16 protein-coding genes are annotated in these 15,682 nt (G+C 66.5%); 10 read left to right on the plus strand and 6 right to left on the minus strand.

The annotated features are described in order from the left end of the window. Together DAT37_RS17865 and DAT37_RS17870 are read right to left on the minus strand one after the other, a co-directional pair. Positions 1-1,701, minus strand: a complete 1,701-nt coding sequence (locus tag DAT37_RS17865) for an ABC transporter substrate-binding protein (RefSeq protein ID WP_109525902.1) — start codon at positions 1,699-1,701, stop codon at positions 1-3. A 302-nt stretch (positions 1,702-2,003) separates the two neighbouring features. Continuing rightward, positions 2,004-2,423, minus strand: a complete 420-nt coding sequence (locus DAT37_RS17870; protein WP_109525903.1) for a winged helix-turn-helix transcriptional regulator — start codon at positions 2,421-2,423, stop codon at positions 2,004-2,006. 95 nt (positions 2,424-2,518) lie between these two features. Here DAT37_RS17870 and DAT37_RS17875 point away from each other — a divergent pair, with 95 nt between their 5' ends. From DAT37_RS17875 to DAT37_RS17890, 4 genes are all read left to right on the plus strand, one after another. After that, a complete protein-coding gene (locus DAT37_RS17875; protein WP_109525904.1) occupies positions 2,519-3,160 on the plus strand; it encodes an NADPH-dependent F420 reductase in 642 nt (213 codons plus the stop codon). A 159-nt stretch (positions 3,161-3,319) separates the two neighbouring features. Then, entirely contained in the window at positions 3,320-3,751 is a 432-nt protein-coding gene (locus tag DAT37_RS17880; protein WP_157978532.1) for a hypothetical protein, read from the plus strand. 266 nt (positions 3,752-4,017) lie between these two features. Further along, a complete protein-coding gene (locus tag DAT37_RS17885; RefSeq protein ID WP_109525906.1) occupies positions 4,018-4,959 on the plus strand; it encodes an acyl-ACP desaturase in 942 nt (313 codons plus the stop codon). Between the two features lie 237 nt (positions 4,960-5,196). Beyond that, positions 5,197-5,853 (plus strand): hypothetical protein, encoded by a 657-nt coding sequence (locus DAT37_RS17890; RefSeq protein WP_157978533.1) that lies wholly within the window; start codon positions 5,197-5,199, stop codon positions 5,851-5,853. Between the two features lie 17 nt (positions 5,854-5,870). On the opposite strand, the gene DAT37_RS17895 is transcribed toward DAT37_RS17890, so the two are convergent. The 3 genes from DAT37_RS17895 to DAT37_RS17905 form a co-directional block, all read right to left on the minus strand. After that, a complete protein-coding gene (locus tag DAT37_RS17895) occupies positions 5,871-6,818 on the minus strand; it encodes a tyrosine-type recombinase/integrase (protein ID WP_109525908.1) in 948 nt (315 codons plus the stop codon). Positions 6,819-6,907: 89 nt separating this feature from the next. Further along, positions 6,908-8,032 carry an FAD-dependent oxidoreductase gene (locus DAT37_RS17900; protein WP_109525909.1) on the minus strand — a complete coding sequence of 375 codons (1,125 nt, stop codon included), beginning with the start codon at positions 8,030-8,032 and terminating at the stop codon, positions 6,908-6,910. An 87-nt stretch (positions 8,033-8,119) separates the two neighbouring features. Further along, positions 8,120-8,371: a hypothetical protein gene (locus DAT37_RS17905; RefSeq protein ID WP_109525910.1), complete on the minus strand. Its 252-nt coding sequence runs from the start codon at positions 8,369-8,371 to the stop codon at positions 8,120-8,122. Positions 8,372-8,749: 378 nt separating this feature from the next. Here DAT37_RS17905 and DAT37_RS17910 point away from each other — a divergent pair, with 378 nt between their 5' ends. Next, positions 8,750-8,950, plus strand: a complete 201-nt coding sequence (locus tag DAT37_RS17910) for a hypothetical protein (protein WP_109525911.1) — start codon at positions 8,750-8,752, stop codon at positions 8,948-8,950. A gap of 297 nt (positions 8,951-9,247) precedes the next feature. Next, positions 9,248-10,471 (plus strand): oxygenase MpaB family protein, encoded by a 1,224-nt coding sequence (locus DAT37_RS17915; protein ID WP_109525912.1) that lies wholly within the window; start codon positions 9,248-9,250, stop codon positions 10,469-10,471. A 60-nt stretch (positions 10,472-10,531) separates the two neighbouring features. Here the strand turns inward: DAT37_RS17915 and DAT37_RS17920 are convergent, their stop codons facing one another. After that, the gene (locus DAT37_RS17920; RefSeq protein ID WP_109526065.1) at positions 10,532-10,729 is read right to left on the minus strand and encodes a hypothetical protein; all 198 of its coding nucleotides are present in this window, start codon (positions 10,727-10,729) and stop codon (positions 10,532-10,534) included. A gap of 415 nt (positions 10,730-11,144) precedes the next feature. On the opposite strand from DAT37_RS17920, the gene DAT37_RS17925 reads away from it, so the two are divergent. The 4 genes from DAT37_RS17925 to DAT37_RS17940 all read left to right on the plus strand — a co-directional run bounded on the left by DAT37_RS17925 (position 11,145) and on the right by DAT37_RS17940 (position 15,676). Further along, the gene (locus DAT37_RS17925) at positions 11,145-11,993 is read left to right on the plus strand and encodes an SDR family oxidoreductase (RefSeq protein WP_109525913.1); all 849 of its coding nucleotides are present in this window, start codon (positions 11,145-11,147) and stop codon (positions 11,991-11,993) included. 23 nt (positions 11,994-12,016) lie between these two features. Continuing rightward, positions 12,017-12,823 (plus strand): enoyl-CoA hydratase/isomerase family protein, encoded by an 807-nt coding sequence (locus DAT37_RS17930; protein ID WP_109525914.1) that lies wholly within the window; start codon positions 12,017-12,019, stop codon positions 12,821-12,823. A 436-nt stretch (positions 12,824-13,259) separates the two neighbouring features. Continuing rightward, positions 13,260-14,723 (plus strand): MDR family MFS transporter, encoded by a 1,464-nt coding sequence (locus DAT37_RS17935; RefSeq protein WP_109525915.1) that lies wholly within the window; start codon positions 13,260-13,262, stop codon positions 14,721-14,723. Positions 14,724-14,926: 203 nt separating this feature from the next. Beyond that, a complete protein-coding gene (locus DAT37_RS17940; RefSeq protein WP_232839819.1) occupies positions 14,927-15,676 on the plus strand; it encodes a serine hydrolase in 750 nt (249 codons plus the stop codon). Positions 15,677-15,682: the final 6 nt, after the last annotated feature.

The following is a 15,682-nucleotide window of genomic DNA, read 5'->3' on the forward strand; positions in this document are numbered from 1 at the left end:
TCACTTTCCGCTCACCCAGGAGTCGACGAACAGCAGTCGGCCCGAACCGTCGAGATAGATATTTCCCACACCCTTGGTCGCGGCGACCTGCGAGGTCTGGAACTGCGGGTTGACCAGAACGAATTCCTCGTGGATGAGATCCTGCACGGCCTTGGCCAGCGGAATCTGCGCCGCGCCGATGGCGGTGTCGAGCGCGTTGAAGGTCTTCACGATCCGCGCGCGGTCCGGGTGGTTCTCCGGGATGACCGAGCCGTTGCCCCGATCGGGATTCAACTGGGTGTTGAGCACCGCCACGTCGTTACGGGCCCGATTGATATTCGCCAGGTGGAATTCGGCGGTGATCTGTTTGGCCGGGATGTTCTGCGAGTCGAAGACGATCTCGACGTCGATGCCGATGGCCTTCAGCGCGGCCTGGGTCGCCTCGTAGGTCACCCGCGCGTCGGGCACCAGGATATTGCCGGTGCCTTTGAGTTTCAGTTTGACGCCGTTCTTCTCGCGAATCCCGTCGGCGCCCGGTTTCCACCCCGCGTCGTCCAGCAGTTTCTTGGCCCGCTCCGGGTCGTATTTCAGCGCGCCCTGGCTGTAGTCGACGAATCCGGGCACTTTGTCGGTGAGAACCGAATGGGCTTCGCCCTCCGACGGCGAGAGCAGCGACTTCTTGTATCCGGCCCGGTTGGTGGCCGCCACGATCGCGCGCCGGACGTTGATATCGTCGGTCGGCGCCAGGCTGAGGTTGAACTGCCAGCCCAGCGTGAAGCCGGGGACCGTCCTCGAGGTGAGTTCGAAACCCTGTGCGGTGACGACCTTCTCGTCGGTGGGCAGGATGTCGAACGAGGCGGGGACGTCTCCGGACTGGAGTGCCCCGACGCGCACACTCGCCTCGGGGATCGTGATGAATTCGATCCTGTCCAGGTAGGCCGGTCCCTCGTGCTTCAGCGCGGGCGGGGACCACTTGTAGTCCTCGCGCCGGACGATGACGGTGCGTTCCTTCGGGACGTACTCGGTGACGACGAAAGGCCCGGTGCCGATCACATTGGCCGGATTCAGCCGATCCTTGGCGGAGGATTTCAGGGTGCGGTCGGCCAGGAAGCTGATATTGCCCGTTCCGCTGTGGGCGGTGAGCTGGAGGAAACTCGCGTTGGGCGCGTTGAACAACACCTTGACGACGAACTCGCTGACGACCTGGGTTTCCTTGTAGGGGCCCAGATAGCTCTTGCCGTTGGGTTTGATGCTCAGCGCCTCGTCGCCGAAGTAGAACTGGTCGAGATTGTTCTTGACCGAGGTCGCGTTGAATTTCGTTCCGTCGCTGAAGGTCACATCCTCACGCAGGGTGAAGGTGTATTCGGTGATGGTGTCGTTGTACTCCCACTTGGTGGCCAGCCACGGGCTCAGCGCACCGGTGTCGCGGTCCTGGAACAGGAGCCGGTCCACGATGTTGTTGGAGAAGTTCGCACCGGCGAAGCTGCTGTTGACCTGGGGGTCGATGGACTCGGGCGCGCCGAGCCAGGCGAACTTCAGGGTGCCGCCCCTGACGGGGGTGCCCCCGCTCGTCGTGTTCACGGCGGAGTTGCCGTCGGCGCTGCAGCCAACGAGCAGCAAGCCGCCGACGGCTCCGGCGAGTGCCAGGAAGCCGCGACGACCGGTAGTGGTGGAGATCAGAGAATCGGCCCCAGCTGCAGCCGAACGGAACGCATCGGTCATAATCGGGCAACTCTGACATATTCCCGGTGGCTCCCAGAGGGTTTGGGTCAGGCCAATTTTTACCCTCTACCTGCGTCCCCGCGTCGGTATCGGCGAGTTATGGACATCGGGCGACCGGTGCGGTCGAGGTTATCACCGTCCGGAAATCGATGACGATCGTCACCGGCGGAACCGGCCCGCCGCCCCGCGGGACGGTCACGCGCGATGGTGGGCGCGAAGGCAGCGATGCAAGACTCGCGACGAAATGTTCAGGCACACGGGCGAATTCACAGCCTCCGGTAGTGGCCGGTGGTGAGACGATGTCACGCCGATGCCCGGCCGCCCGAACCGCGGAGTCGTCGGGGAGCGTCGTCCTGGGCGGCGAGGAGTTCGTCGCCGTGATCGTCGATCCACGCGCCGAGCGCTCTCATCGGCCCGTCGACCAGGCTCGCACCCAGTTCCGTGAGCGCGTATTCGACACGGGGCGGGGCCTGCCGGTAGCCCGAGCGCTCGATCAGGCCGTGGCCGAGTAGGCGGCGAAGGGCCTCGCTCAACGCCTTGTCGCTGATTCCGCCGATGTCGGAGCGCAGGTCGCCTCGACGGCGCGGCCCCTCGTACAACGCGGCGAGCACCACCGGATCCCAGGTGTGCGCGAACAGGTCCGTGGCCGCGCGCAACCGGCAGTCGGCGACCAGTTCATGCCGGTGATCGCCCACTTCGTCACCGCGTCCGAATTCGCTCATCGCCCCATGATCACCCGTCTGTTTCGCACCGATCGGTGCGAATCGGTCCGCCTACCGTAAACCCGGTCCGGGACAGACGACAGGGAGCAACCACGATGCGAATCGGGATTCTGGGTACGGGAATGATGGCGGCGGCGCTGGGCGGGCGCTGGGCAGCGGCGGGCCACGACATCGCGGTGGCGGGACGTTCGCCGGACAAGGTCCGCGCGCTGGCCGGCGAACTCGGTCGCGGTGTGCGAGCGGCCACGGTGCGCGAAGCGGTCGACGGGGCGGACGCGGTACTGCTGGCGGTGGCCTTCGACGGCGTCGACGAGATACTGCGTGTCGCGGAATCCGCTGGGACACTGTTCGGTACGACGTTGATCGACCCGACCAACGCGGTCGAGCACGGCATCGGCCTGCACCGGCTGCCGACCGGCACATCGGCCGCACAGCACATCGCGGGCCTCGCCCCCGACGCCCACGTCGTCAAGGCGTTCCACATGTTCCCCGCCGCGCACTGGAGCGAGCCGGCGGCCGTCCGGGCCACCGTGCCGCTCTGCGGCGATGATCCCGACGCGCTGCGCGTCACCGCGACGCTGATTCGCGACGCGGGCGCGGATCCTGCCGTACTGGGCGGACTCGATCGCGCCAGACAACTCGAGGAGGCGGCGGGTTTCGTCATCGGACTCGTGTTCGGGGGATTCGACCCACGTGCCGCGGTCCCGCACCTGCCGGTTCCGGCGCCGGCAGCGTGACGGTCGGCCGCGTCGTGATCCGGTCGGCCGGACACCGCGATCCGGGGCGCGCGGTCTCGGGCTCCGGCAGCTGAATGGCGCGCGAAATATCCTGCGACGGTGGCATTGTGCCACGATCCCGTCGCCGGGATGTCGTACGGTGACCGTACTATCTCCGTCGTGACGCAAGCAGACAGATACGCCCTCTACGCCTGGGGCAATTGGTTCTACGAGGTCGGTCTCGATCGGCTCGACGAATGGCTGGATTCCGATGTCCTCAACGGCGCGCGCACGGTCGAACGCGACGACCTGACGATGTACGAGAGTGAACTCCGTATCGACGGAAGCAAATCCTTCTACATCGTCGAGAACGACGAATACGTCCTCGGCCGCGAACTGGGCACACCGCCGCGAGGCTGGCGTGTCGGCTACCTCAACATCGTCACCGATGGCACCCTGGACAACGCCCTGGAGGTGGCCGCACGCCTCGAGGAGGAGGCCGACCTGGACCGCGACGACGCCCCGGGGAGCAACCCGATCGCGTACGGCGAGGTCGTCACCGTCTGGGAGGATCCGCACGGCCAGTGGGATATGGCGCTCGTGCGCGTCTGAATCGAATCCAGCACCGCCGCAACATCGCTGCCGAAACCTCGCGTGACGGCGGCGGTGTTCCGGAACAGCCTTCGTTCGTTCACTCGGAATAGCTGCCGTCCGTCGATCGCGGGACGGGGCGATTCCCGGAACAGAGCAGCAGGTCGACGGTACGCGCCGAACCCATGCGGTTCGTCTATGGTGTGGGGGCGGCGAGGCCGCACAGTCAGTTATGCGTGAACAGCGGTACGTTCCGTGGTTTTCTCCACCGAATCGAAAGGCGCTGCATGACAAAGGACTTGACGCAACTCGACCTCCTCGCGGAATTGGAGCCGGTCGTCGCGGAGAATATCGACCGACATCTGGCCACGGCCAAGGACTGGTGTCCGCACGACTACGTCCCGTGGGACGAAGGCCGCAATTTCGCGGCGATGGGCGGGCGGGATTGGGACCCCGACCAGTCGCGCCTGTCGGAGGTCGCCAAGGTCGCGATGATCACGAATCTGCTCACCGAGGACAATCTGCCGTCCTATCACCGGGTGATCGCCGAGAACTTCTCCCGAGACGGCGCGTGGGGCACCTGGGTCGGGCGCTGGACCGCCGAGGAGAACCGCCACTCCATCGCCATGCGTGATTATCTGGTGTGCACCCGCGCGGTCGACCCCGTCGCGCTGGAGAACGACCGGATGGTGCACATGACACGCGGTGTGCACGCGCCCGCCGGTTTCGGCGGTGTGCTCGACCAGGTCGCCTACGTGACCTTTCAGGAATTGGCGACCAGGGTCAGTCATCGCAGCACCGGAACCGTCTGTGACGATCCGATCGCCGAACGTATGTTGCAGCGCATCGCGGCCGACGAGAACCTGCACATGATGTTCTACCGCAACGTCGCGGGCGCGGCGTTCGACATCGCACCCGATCAGTCGATGGAATCGGTGACCAGGATCGCGAAGACCTTCGCCATGCCGGGCACGGGTATGCCCAACTGGCGTCGCAACGGTGTGCTGATGGTCAAACACGGAATCTACGATCTGCGTCAGCATCTCGACGAGGTCCTGTTGCCGGTACTGCGGATCTGGAATGTCTTCAAACGCACCGACTTCACCGCGCGCGGCGAACGCGCCCGCGACGAACTCGGCGTGTATATCGAGAAACTGACCCGCGATGTGGCCAAGTTCGAGGAGCAGCGGGCTCGGATCCTGGCTCGCGAGGCGGCACGGGTAGGTTGACCGCCTCGCTGTCACGCTCGGGCGCGGCGGGGATTTCGTCGTTCCGAGTCGCGAGCGGTGCCGTCGGATCCGATGTCGCGGTGCGCGGTGTGCCTCGGTGCATACCGCGCACAGGTGCGCCCACTCCCGGGAACTCGAAGGATCCGAGCCGGAGACGCACGAGCGTGGCCCCTGCGACGGTCCTAGTATTCCGGCATCGCGGCAGAGGTGGTCGCGGCGGAAGACAGGAGTCGTGTCGTGTCGGACAGCTTTTTGGTGGCGGCCCGAATCCCCATGAGCCGGGAGGGATTCGAGCGCTGGCTCGACACCCCGGTCACCGATCCGGCTGTCATCGCCGATCAGGAGACCGTGTTCGACGGCTGGTTCTGGGACGGGGAGCGAGCGGATTGGTCACGGGCCGAAATCGGGCTGTCACCACGGGAGTTCTTCGCCGATCACGTCGAGGACGCATGTGACGGTGGCGTCACCACGTGTGTCGTCGTCCATCGTGACGACGCGCTGGAAATCTATTCGATGTGCCTCGGATTCCTCGAATCCTTCGTACTCACGGCACTGCGTATGCTCGCGGCCACCGCGCGGTTCAAATCCGATCCCGCGCCGGACACGGCGTTGTTCTGGGCGGAAACCGGTGCCACGTTGCCCGATGCGCGAGGGGAGGGGTGGCTCTCGGTGCTGACCATCGGGGGTGAGGGCGCGCGTTTCACCGCCGACGCCGATCTGAAAGCGACGATCGATGGTCTGCGTCCCGCCGAGGCGCTGTTCTTCGAAATGGTCGATCAGCTCGCCGAAGCGGAAGAAGACCACGACGGAGTTGCGCCGTACCACACGGTGATCCCGCGCGATCACTCGTTCGTCGATCCGGCGATCCTGCGCGACTCGATCACCCGGTCCTGACCACGGAGGTCGACCGGTCACGGATCGGGGTCGCCGAAGAGGTCGAGCTGTTCGTGATCGGGGAGTCGGGTCCGCAGACGCGGCCTCGCGGCGGGGTGGTCGCGCCACGGCTCGGACCTGTGATGACCCAGGCGCGTGGCGATGGTGGCGAGCGGCAGCCCCTGGCCGCGTAGTCGCTGTTCCACGGTCGCGCGCAGCGTGGCGGGCGAGATATCGATCCCCGCGTCGACGCCGACGGCACGGATCGCGTCGTCTACGGTGCGGATGGCCAATCGGTGGTGGGGTGCGTGTTCGGCGAGGAATACCGCACGCTGTTCGGGATGGCCGCGTAGCAGGCGGTGGCGTTCACTGAGCCAGGCGGTCATCGCGGCGCGGGTGCCGGGTTGGATCGGCATCCGTCTGGTCGCGCCGGTGGAATCGGTGAGGGTGACGGTGCCGGGCCAGCGGGCCAGATCGAGCCCGGTCAGATCGAGGGCGGCGAGTTCGGTCTTGCGTGGTCCGACATCGAGTCCGAGGGCGATCATGGCGAAGGTTCGCGGCCCGCGCGCGGCCGCGACCCGCAGTACCGCCCGCTGGTCGATGGGGGACAGCGTGTTCGGGGCGAGTGGGTCGAGTATCGCGCGGGGCGTGGCAGGCGTGCCGAGTCCGAGCCACCGGTAGAACGCGGTCAGGACGGTGAACGCGGTGGCGACGGTGCGGGCGGCGATACCGTGATCGTGCACGGCGGTGGTGAGATAGGCGTCGACGGCGCGGTCCCGGCCGAGCGGGGAGTGCAGCGCGTCGTCGTATCCGCCGGTGTCGCGTAGCCAGGCGAGGAAGTGACCGGCGCGATCGCCGTACGTTCCGCGGTCCTCGCGACCGAGGTCGTCCCGGCTGGCGAGGGAGGCGGTGAATCCGGTCAGGATCGGAGATGCCGCGATCCGCACCGGCATCAATTCGCCCGTGTCGAATGCGTCTTCGCTCACCGTCGCCTCCCGTGTCGTCGACCGTTGGATCCCAGGATGACAGGCGGGACCGACAGGATCTGCCGGCGACCGCGATGGTGTCCCGAGGGTCAGCCGAACGGGTCGTTGCGGCGGACGCCCCGATAGATGCCGCGGCGGACGATCCACGGCATCAGCACTCGGTCGATCGACCACGCGGGGAATCGGAAGGCCCGGCCGCCGGGTGTGAAGACTTCCAGCCCGTCCGGTTGCGCGCCCAGGACCGAGCCCCACTTCCGTTGCGGCGGGCGATATCCGCGCGGCGCGCGATTCTCGAAGAGTGCTCGGAGATTGTGCGCGAGCAGGGTGTCGGCCCTGTTGCGCGCGGAGGTCCGCAGCGGGTCGGTGGCGGCGACGTCGCCGATCGCGAAGACCTCGGGATGGTCGGGGAGGCACAGTTCGGGGGTGACCCGGACGAAACCGTGGTCGTCGAGCAGTTCGGTGGGCAGCCAGTTCGTATTGGGGCGTACACGGCCGGTCGCCCACACGACGGCGTCGGCGGTCGTGGCCGGTTGGCCGGTCGACCATTCGACCGGTTCGGCGGTGATCTCGTCGCAGGCGAAACCGTCGGGAATCAACGCACGGTGTCCCGGGTGGACGCCCACGCCGAATTCGTCGAGACGCCGCAGGATCCGGCGCCAGATTCGAGGGTGATGTCCGAGCAGCGCCCGCTCACCCGGAAAGTACAGGTCGACTCGCTTGTCCGGCCAGGCACGCGCCAGATTGGCCGCACTGCTCACCGCCGCGGCTCCGCCGCCGATCACCAGTACCGACGACGCGCCACGCAGACGGTCGTTGGCGTCGCGGAGTTCGGCGCCGATCTGCTCGGCGGTCCGCACACCCGGTCTGCGCCAGAATCCGTTGGACACACCGGTCGCGATGACCAGCGCGTCATAGGGCTGCGCGATCGTGCCCGCCGCGTCACCGCGCAGGAACACCTTTCGCGCGGCGAGGTCGACTCCGGTGAGGGTGGCGTGGATCGTCTGCACGCGATCGAGACCGCGGAACCTGTCGAACGGAATCCAATAGTCGCGCGCCCAGACCTCGGGCCTGCTGAGCCGCACACCCAATTCCTGACCGCTGACGAGCGCGGGTTTGTCCGAAATACCCACGACGTCGGCATGAGCCGCCGCTCGGATCGCGGTCAGGACGCCGGTGTCGCCGAGCCCGGCGATCACCACGCGGGGGCGACTCATCTCGCCTCACCACTGCCGCACACACCTGCCACGGTATGCGTCGCCCGTGTACCGAGGGACGAAATCGCCGCGATTCTCCGCTCGAGGTCACGCGGTATCGCGTCGCCTCCCGATGACCGGCGGCTGTCCGCTCATGGTGGTCGGGGACGCGGGGCCGGTCCAGCCGCAGGGCGACGCGCATGTCGCCAGTGCCCGGGTCGATTCGGTGCCGTCGCTGTAGGTGGTGACGTGGATCGACGCCGTGGCGGGATATCCGCACCGTAGGCATTTGCCGAAGTAGTTGATGATCTCGTTGACCTGGGTGCCCGTCGTGATTCGGCGGGCTTCTTCGATGCTCATGGGTTGCCGTTTCGTGTACTGGTGCCGGGCCCGAGCACCGCGAACTCGGGCGGAGCAGGGTGGATATCGTGCCCGAACAAACCTGGAACAGCTGATAACTTACCGGACGGACGGGAACTCGGATCGACTTTTCGTGACGTCGTGCGCGACGCACGCATCGCACCACGCGTATCCCCTCCTTCTTGCCTGTCGCCGACCGTGCGACCTCGGTGGCATGTTCCCGTCCACCCGTTTCCATTGCTGGAATTTTGAGTAACATATAGCTACCGGATCCGGCTCGGCGCTTCGGGTCGACCGGCAAAAGGGAGAGCCGCGTGCACGGTTCGTCCCCGTGTGCGGACTCGACCGTGTGAACCGCGTACGGCGTCAGGAGGTTCGATGGAAAAGTCGACGGCCCGTCGCGGACCGCATCGGATCGGCCTCGCGGACATCGTTCGCGAATACGGCGCAGCGGCGGTGCTCCGGCGCGTCGCGGACCTTCGCGGGGTGGGACTGTCCGAGCCTGCCGCGGCGATCGAACTGGAGATGGCGCAGCTGTCCGGTACAGCGACGCCACCGGAGCTCATAAGTGATCACTGATTCTTTCGTATGGTGATAGCTTCGGCGCCGGGGATATGTCGAGTCCCGGCATCGGTGGCACTGCCGCCCGCGCCCCCGCCTGTTGATTGAAACAGCTGATCAGCAGGCTCTTTGATCTATCGGAGCGCAGCGTCCCACCGCCGCTCGATCGTCTCGATGACGGAGCGGGAAAAATTTACTCGGATACCGCGCGCTGTCTCAGAGACTCTGTTAAGTTACTGATAGTTCTCACAGTGCGGCCGAGTATCAGGGCTCTGTCGTGCGAAGAGATGTTGCTCAATGAGGAGTGTTCGAACGATGGACGAATTGAACAGGCGCAATGCCTTCAAGATCGGCGGGGCCGCGCTCGGCGCGATGGGTGCGTTGGCCCTCGTCACGCCCGCGCGCGCGGAGCCGTGGACGTGGTCACCGCAGGGTTCGGTCGCGGGCGCGGGGGAGGGCGCCGACCCGCTGGGTGTGTGGGACGAGGAGGCCGACCCCGTCGTCGCCAACCTGCTCGACAATCACAATGTCGCCGATATCAACAATCTCCTGCGGACCTGGACCCGTAACGGCCAGCCGCTGCCCGCCGGATTGCCCACCGAGCTGCGGGATTTCATGGAGTACGCCCGCCAACTCCCGTCGTGGACCGACCAGGGCAAACTGGGGTCCGCGATCGCGTTCAACGAGAAACGCGGTCTCTACCTCGGTGTGCTGTACGGCCTCGCCAGCGGCATGATGAGCACGGTGATCCCCAAGGAGGCGCGGTCGGTCTACTACTCCAAGGGCGGCGCGGACATGAAGGACCGCATCTCCAAGACCGCCAAACTCGGCTACGACATCGGTGCGGCCAATGCCTATGGGCCCGACGGGGAAATGGTCGTCACCTGTGTCAAGACCCGGCTGGTCCACGCCGCCGTGCGTCACCTGCTGCCGCAGTCGCCGCACTGGACCCGGGTCGCCGAAGAGGGCATCCCGATCAGTCAGAACGACATCATGGTGACCTGGCACAGTCTGCCGACCACGGTCATGCGGCATCTCACCGCGTGGAAGGTGCCGATTCCGGCCAACGAGTCGGAGGGCTTCCTGCACTCGTGGCAGGTGGCCGCGCATATGCTCGGCGTCCGCGACGAGTACATCCCCAACTCGTGGGGCGAGGCGAACTCCCAGGCCACCCAGGTGCTCGACCCCATCCTCATGGCGACCCCGGAAGGCATCAAACTCGCCGACATCCTGCTCGATCTCGGCGCGAATATCGACCTCACCATCCTGAGCAGGGGCGTGCTCGGCGCGTTCACGCGTTTCCTGTTGGGGGACAAGATCGCCGACTCGCTCTATATCCCGAGGGAGCCGGTGTGGAGTCCACTGCTCCAGGTGGCGTGGGGGCCGTTCATCGCGGTGCGCGAGGGTGCGTTGCCCATCGTTCCGCTGGCGAAGGAGACCTACTGGCTGTTCGACGAGTTCCTTCGGCGATTCGCGCTGTTCTACCTGAACGAACTCCAGCCGACGATCAGCATCGAAATCCCGCAGACCAACCGGTGATCGGTGGGACCGCGGCGCGGTTGCCGGGGACGGTGCGGTCCCCGGCGATCGCGCGGTGCGTCAACGGGAGCGGTGCTCGAGCAGCATCGCGGCGGCCGCCAGATGGATCAGGCAGTCGTCGGGATGGTGTTCGCCGTGGATCTTCTGTAATCGCCGTGCGCGCGCGACGGTGAGGTCGGTGACGTGCAGGCCACACAGATGTTCGGCCAGTCTGCTGTTCGCGTGAACGAAAGCGCGGCGCTCGGGTGCGTAGGGCATCGTCGACAGCGGGCCTTTCCACGAGAATCGTCGAAATGCCTTCGCGACGTGATCCACCGGCGCCGCGACGGCAGTGCGGGAGTTTCGGAGCGGGTGTGATCGCCGAGCGGCGGTCGGGACGACTCGATCCGCTCGAAATGCCCAGTCTCGCAGCGTGATACATGGTCCTTGTTCGCTGCTGCGCGGTCGGCCGCCGATACTCGATTGCCGACTGCCCAGATCATGCCCGACACGCTCGGTCGCGGGCAAGTCGGACATGGTGTGCCCACTATGGCGCAGTGACATACTGTAAGGTGAACGGGAAAGCTTGCGGTAACGACCTGCCGGTCGGCGAGCGCGCCGTATAGGTCCCGGTCATGGTTCGTCGCCCCCTCGGTCGGCCGGTCCGGGACGCACAGAGGGGAGCCCCCGGACGATGCCGGACGACCACAAACCGCTCGCGGGCAGGACCATGATCATGTCCGGCGGTAGCCGGGGCATCGGCCTCGAGATCGCCGAGCGGGCCGCCGAGGACGGTGCGAACATCACGCTGATCGCGAAGACGGATCAGCCGCATCCCAAACTGGAGGGCACCATCCACACCGCGGGCGAGCGGATCGAAGCCGCCGGTGGGGCGGTGCTGAAATTCGTCGGGGACGTCCGGGACGACGACGCCGTCGCCCGTGCCGTCGAGCAGACCGTCGAACGCTTCGGCGGCATCGACATGGTGGTGAACAACGCGTCCGCGATCGACCGCTCGTCCACCGACGCGCTGTCGATGAAGATGTACGACCTGATGCAGGACATCAACTGCCGCGGCAGCTTCCTGCTGTCGAAACTCTGTATTCCGGCGCTGCGGGAATCGGCGCGGAACAGGCGAAACCCGCACATCCTTACCCTGTCGCCACCGTTGAACCTCGATCCGCGATGGGCGGGCGGTCAACTCGGCTACACCATCGCCAAATACGGCATGTCGTTGACGACCCTCGGCCTGGCCGAGGAGTTGCGGGCCGACGGCATCGGGGTGAACTCGCTGTGGCCGCGGACCACGATCGCCACGGCGGCCATCCGCAATCGCCCCGGCGGTGCGCAGCGCTTCGCGCGGTCGCGCACCCCGCGGATCTGCGCGGACGCCGCCTACCTCGTTCTCACATCGCCGGGCCAAGACACGACCGGCAATTTCTTCATCGACGACGACGTGCTCGCCGAGCACGGGATCACCGACTTGGACAGCTATCGGGTCACACCCGGCGACGGCCCGCTCAACGCGGACATGTTCCTGTAGCGGCGACGAACGGATTCGAATCGATGACCGAACAGACCGTGCTGCGGCATCTGCGCGACGACGGCGTCAGCACACTGATATTGAACCGCCCGCATCGCAAGAACGCGATCACCCTCGAGTTGTGGGCCGCCCTGCGAACCGCGCTGGACGATATCGCCCATGATCCGACGGTGCGCGCGGTGGTCGTCACCGGTGCGGGCGACGCTTTCTGCTCCGGCGCCGATGTCGTCGACAGTGACCCGTACGCGCCCCCTTTCGTCAAACTGCAGGCGATATCCGAAGTCGCGCAGCGGCTACACGACCTCGCGCTGCCGACCATCGCCAAGGTGCGAGGCGTCGCGGTGGGCGCGGGATGGAATCTGGCGTTGGGCTGTGACCTCGTGGTCGCCACGCCCGACGCGAAGTTCTCGCAGGTGTTCGCCCGCCGGGGGCTCTCGCTCGACTGCGGTGGTTCCTGGCTGCTGCCCAAACTCGTCGGAGTCCAGCAGGCCAAACGTTTGGCGCTGCTCGCCGAGTTCATCGATGCCGAGGAGGCGCGTGAACTGGGCCTGGTCACCTGGATCAAGGCGTCCGAGGAGATCGACGAGTTCGTCGCCGAGAAGGCGCGGCGGCTGGCCGCGGGCCCTCCCATCGCGATGGCGCAGACGAAAGCGCTGCTCAACGAGGGGGCCGACCGCACGATGCGCGAGGCGCTCGCCAGCGAATCACGAGTCCAGGCCGTCAATTTCGCGACCACCGACGTCCCGGAAGCCTATGCGGCGTTCACCGACAAGCGCGAGACCGCGTTCACCGGCGGGTGGAATGTGCGTCGACCGGAGGCACCGCGGTAGGGGAGACCGGCCCGGGTGCCGCAGCACGCAAGTTCGGGCCCTGGTGCGGCGGTAGGGGAGTGGTCGGTCGTCGCGTCTCGTGGTGATCGACCGACCGGTGTTGTCGGACACGGTCACCACTGCGCTGTTGATCACGCTCAACCAACCCATACCGATACGTTCATATGCGCATCAAAACATGAATCGCGATCGTGACCAGGGTCACTGTCCGATGCAGATTGCGCCGAAAAACCGCTGACTACCAGGAAGGAACCGGTAGCGCGCCCGGTCGGCAGGTGGAAAATCGCGTGATTCCTGTCGGTGGCACCCGGAATACTGGCCCGCGCCCGATGAGTTCGAGTAGCTCGGCCCGTCTTCATCGCTGTGGCGCCGGAACACGATCCGTGGTCCGGGTGCCGCGCCCCTTCTGTCAATGTGTCAACCCCGGAGGTATTCGATGTCCGCCGAACCATCCGCTCCCGTATCGGGAGGGCGGACACCGACCGTCATCCGGATCCTGGTGCTCGCGACGTTCGTGGTGATCCTGAACGAGACCATCATGATCAACGCGATCCCGCGGTTGATGGCGGATCTCGAGGTCACCGAGCGCGCGGCGCAGTGGGTGTCCACCGCCTTCATGCTGACGATGGCCGCGGTCATCCCGACCACCGGCTGGTTTCTCCAGCGTGTCACCACCAGACGGGCGTACGCGGTGGCGATGGGGGTGTTCATGGCGGGTACCGCGCTGTCCGCGGTCGCGCCGTCGTTCGCGGTACTGCTCATCGGGCGGATCATCCAGGCGGGCGGCACCGCGGTGATGATGCCGCTGCTGATGACCACCCTGATGACGGTGGTGCCCGAACAGGATCGCGGCCGGGTGATGGGCAACGTCACCCTCGCCATCTCGGTAGCGCCCGCGATGGGGCCGGTCGTCTCGGGCCTGGTGCTCCAGGTCGGTTCGTGGCGTTGGCTGTTCGTCCTCGTCCTGCCGATCGCGGGAATCATCACCTGGTTGGGCCTGCGTCAGCTCGAGAACGTCGGTGAACCGCAGGCGGGAGCCATCGATTGGGCCAGCGTGGTGCTGGCGGCGTTCGGCTTCGGCGGCCTGGTGTTCGGCCTCAGCAAATTCGAGACCGGCAACGTCACCGGTCCGGTGCTGATCGCCGCCGGCGGCGCGGCGCTCATCATCGCGTTCGTGTTCCGTCAGCTGCGACTGCAGCGCACGGGTACGCCCCTGCTGGATCTTCGCGTGCTGTTGGCGGGCACCTACACCAAGGCTCTGATCCTGATGTCCGTCGCGTTCATGGCGATGCTCGGATCGATGATCCTGCTGCCGCTGTACCTGCAGAATCTGCGCGGCCTGAGCGCGCTGGAGACCGGCCTGCTCGTCATGCCGGGCGGCCTGGTGATGGGTCTACTCGGACCGTCGGTCGGCAGGCTGTTCGATCGGTTCGGCGGACGTCCGCTGGTGATTCCCGGCTCGATCGGAATCGCCCTGTCACTGGCCGGGTTCACTCAGATCTCGATGACCATGCCGTACTGGCAGTTGCTGATCCTGCACATCGTCATGATGGTGTCGATGGCCGCGACCTTCACCCCGGTCTTCACCCTCGGCCTCGGTGCGCTCCCACAGCACCTGTACGCGCACGGCAGTTCGATGCTGGGCACCCTGCAACAGGTCGCCGCCGCCTTCGGTACGGCCCTGGTGGTGACGGTGATGTCGGCGCGCAGCACCGCGCTGGTCGCGGACGGTGTCGACGCGGTCGGCGCGCACCTCGACGGTATGCGCCTGGCCTTCCTGGTCTGCGCGGCAATGGCACTCGTCGTGATCGTCACGGCGGTGCTGCTCCCGAACCGGGCCGCGGCGCCCGAACCGGTCGACGAGTCCGAGGCCACGGCCCCGCAGCTGGTCAAGGGCTGAGTACGGTGCGGTCCTCACGGCGGCGATCCCGTCGTGAAGACCGAACCGCACGGGGCCGGATGTCGCCGGCACTCCGTGCGGTCGAGCTTTTCCGAGTACACGACCGTTAGCTGTGAAGTAGCCTCGAATGTATGCGCCGCCGCGCGAATGCTCCCGGAGCATCGTCCCGGCGCTGGACATACACATGATCGAGGGAGAAGACCATGGGCTACCGGACGGTGGCGATGGCGATCCTGATCGCTTCCGCTTCTTTCGGCGCGGCGCCGGTTCCGGCATCCGCGCAACCGATTCCGGAGCCGGGTACGGCACCGGGATCCGTTCCACCGCGTAGCGCGATATCGCTGCGCACCCCGATGGGGATGGAATGGGGCACGGCCAACGAACACGAATCGCGCAGCGCGCTGTCGATGGCCAAGCTCTATCTGGCCGATTACGCCCTGCGCCACGGTGACGGGTCCGCCGAGGACCGCGCCTACACCGAACGCATGATCCGCTTCTCCGACGATTCCGCCGCGGACGTCATCGCGACGAAGTATCCGCAGGCCATCGGCGCGACCGCCGCGGAATACGGTCTACAGGACACGCAACAGACCGCCGACTGGGGCACCTCCACCACCAGCACCGCCGATATCGCCGATTTCCTCCGCGCCAAGCAGACCGCTGACCCGGATTCGCCGATACTCGACTGGATGGCCACCGCGTCGCCGGTCGCCGCCGACGGCACCGTGCAGGACTGGGGCACCTCCGAACTGCCCGGCGTCCAGGGCAGCAAATGGGGCTGGTCGGATCTGCCGCCGCAGGAGGTCGCCTCCGCCTCGTTCGGGCCCGGATTCTCGGTGGCCGCGCAAACCCGAGGTACTCCCGCCGAACAGACCACGGATGTGGTCGGCGCGTTGGAGGGGATCGTCACCGATATCCTCGGTGTTCCCGTGGTCCAGGTGGGACTGCCGTAGCCGGGG

The organism is Nocardia aurea (genome assembly GCF_003123685.1).
Taxonomy (GTDB): domain Bacteria; phylum Actinomycetota; class Actinomycetes; order Mycobacteriales; family Mycobacteriaceae; genus Nocardia; species Nocardia aurea.

What these genes read in the sequence shown, in the direction of transcription:
- DAT37_RS17885 (WP_109525906.1), top strand. Translation starts at nt 4,018, where the DNA reads ATGACAAAGGACTTGACGCAACTCGACCTCCTCGCGGAATTGGAGCCG.
- DAT37_RS17920 (WP_109526065.1), bottom strand. Translation starts at nt 10,729, where the DNA reads ATGCCCTACGCACCCGAGCGCCGCGCTTTCGTTCACGCGAACAGCAGA.
- DAT37_RS17900 (WP_109525909.1), bottom strand. Translation starts at nt 8,032, where the DNA reads ATGAGTCGCCCCCGCGTGGTGATCGCCGGGCTCGGCGACACCGGCGTC.
- DAT37_RS17935 (WP_109525915.1), top strand. Translation starts at nt 13,260, where the DNA reads ATGTCCGCCGAACCATCCGCTCCCGTATCGGGAGGGCGGACACCGACC.
- DAT37_RS17915 (WP_109525912.1), top strand. Translation starts at nt 9,248, where the DNA reads ATGGACGAATTGAACAGGCGCAATGCCTTCAAGATCGGCGGGGCCGCG.
- DAT37_RS17870 (WP_109525903.1), bottom strand. Translation starts at nt 2,423, where the DNA reads ATGAGCGAATTCGGACGCGGTGACGAAGTGGGCGATCACCGGCATGAA.
- DAT37_RS17875 (WP_109525904.1), top strand. Translation starts at nt 2,519, where the DNA reads ATGCGAATCGGGATTCTGGGTACGGGAATGATGGCGGCGGCGCTGGGC.
- DAT37_RS17925 (WP_109525913.1), top strand. Translation starts at nt 11,145, where the DNA reads ATGCCGGACGACCACAAACCGCTCGCGGGCAGGACCATGATCATGTCC.
- DAT37_RS17905 (WP_109525910.1), bottom strand. Translation starts at nt 8,371, where the DNA reads ATGAGCATCGAAGAAGCCCGCCGAATCACGACGGGCACCCAGGTCAAC.
- DAT37_RS17940 (WP_232839819.1), top strand. Translation starts at nt 14,927, where the DNA reads ATGGGCTACCGGACGGTGGCGATGGCGATCCTGATCGCTTCCGCTTCT.
- DAT37_RS17930 (WP_109525914.1), top strand. Translation starts at nt 12,017, where the DNA reads ATGACCGAACAGACCGTGCTGCGGCATCTGCGCGACGACGGCGTCAGC.
- DAT37_RS17910 (WP_109525911.1), top strand. Translation starts at nt 8,750, where the DNA reads ATGGAAAAGTCGACGGCCCGTCGCGGACCGCATCGGATCGGCCTCGCG.
- DAT37_RS17865 (WP_109525902.1), bottom strand. Translation starts at nt 1,701, where the DNA reads ATGACCGATGCGTTCCGTTCGGCTGCAGCTGGGGCCGATTCTCTGATC.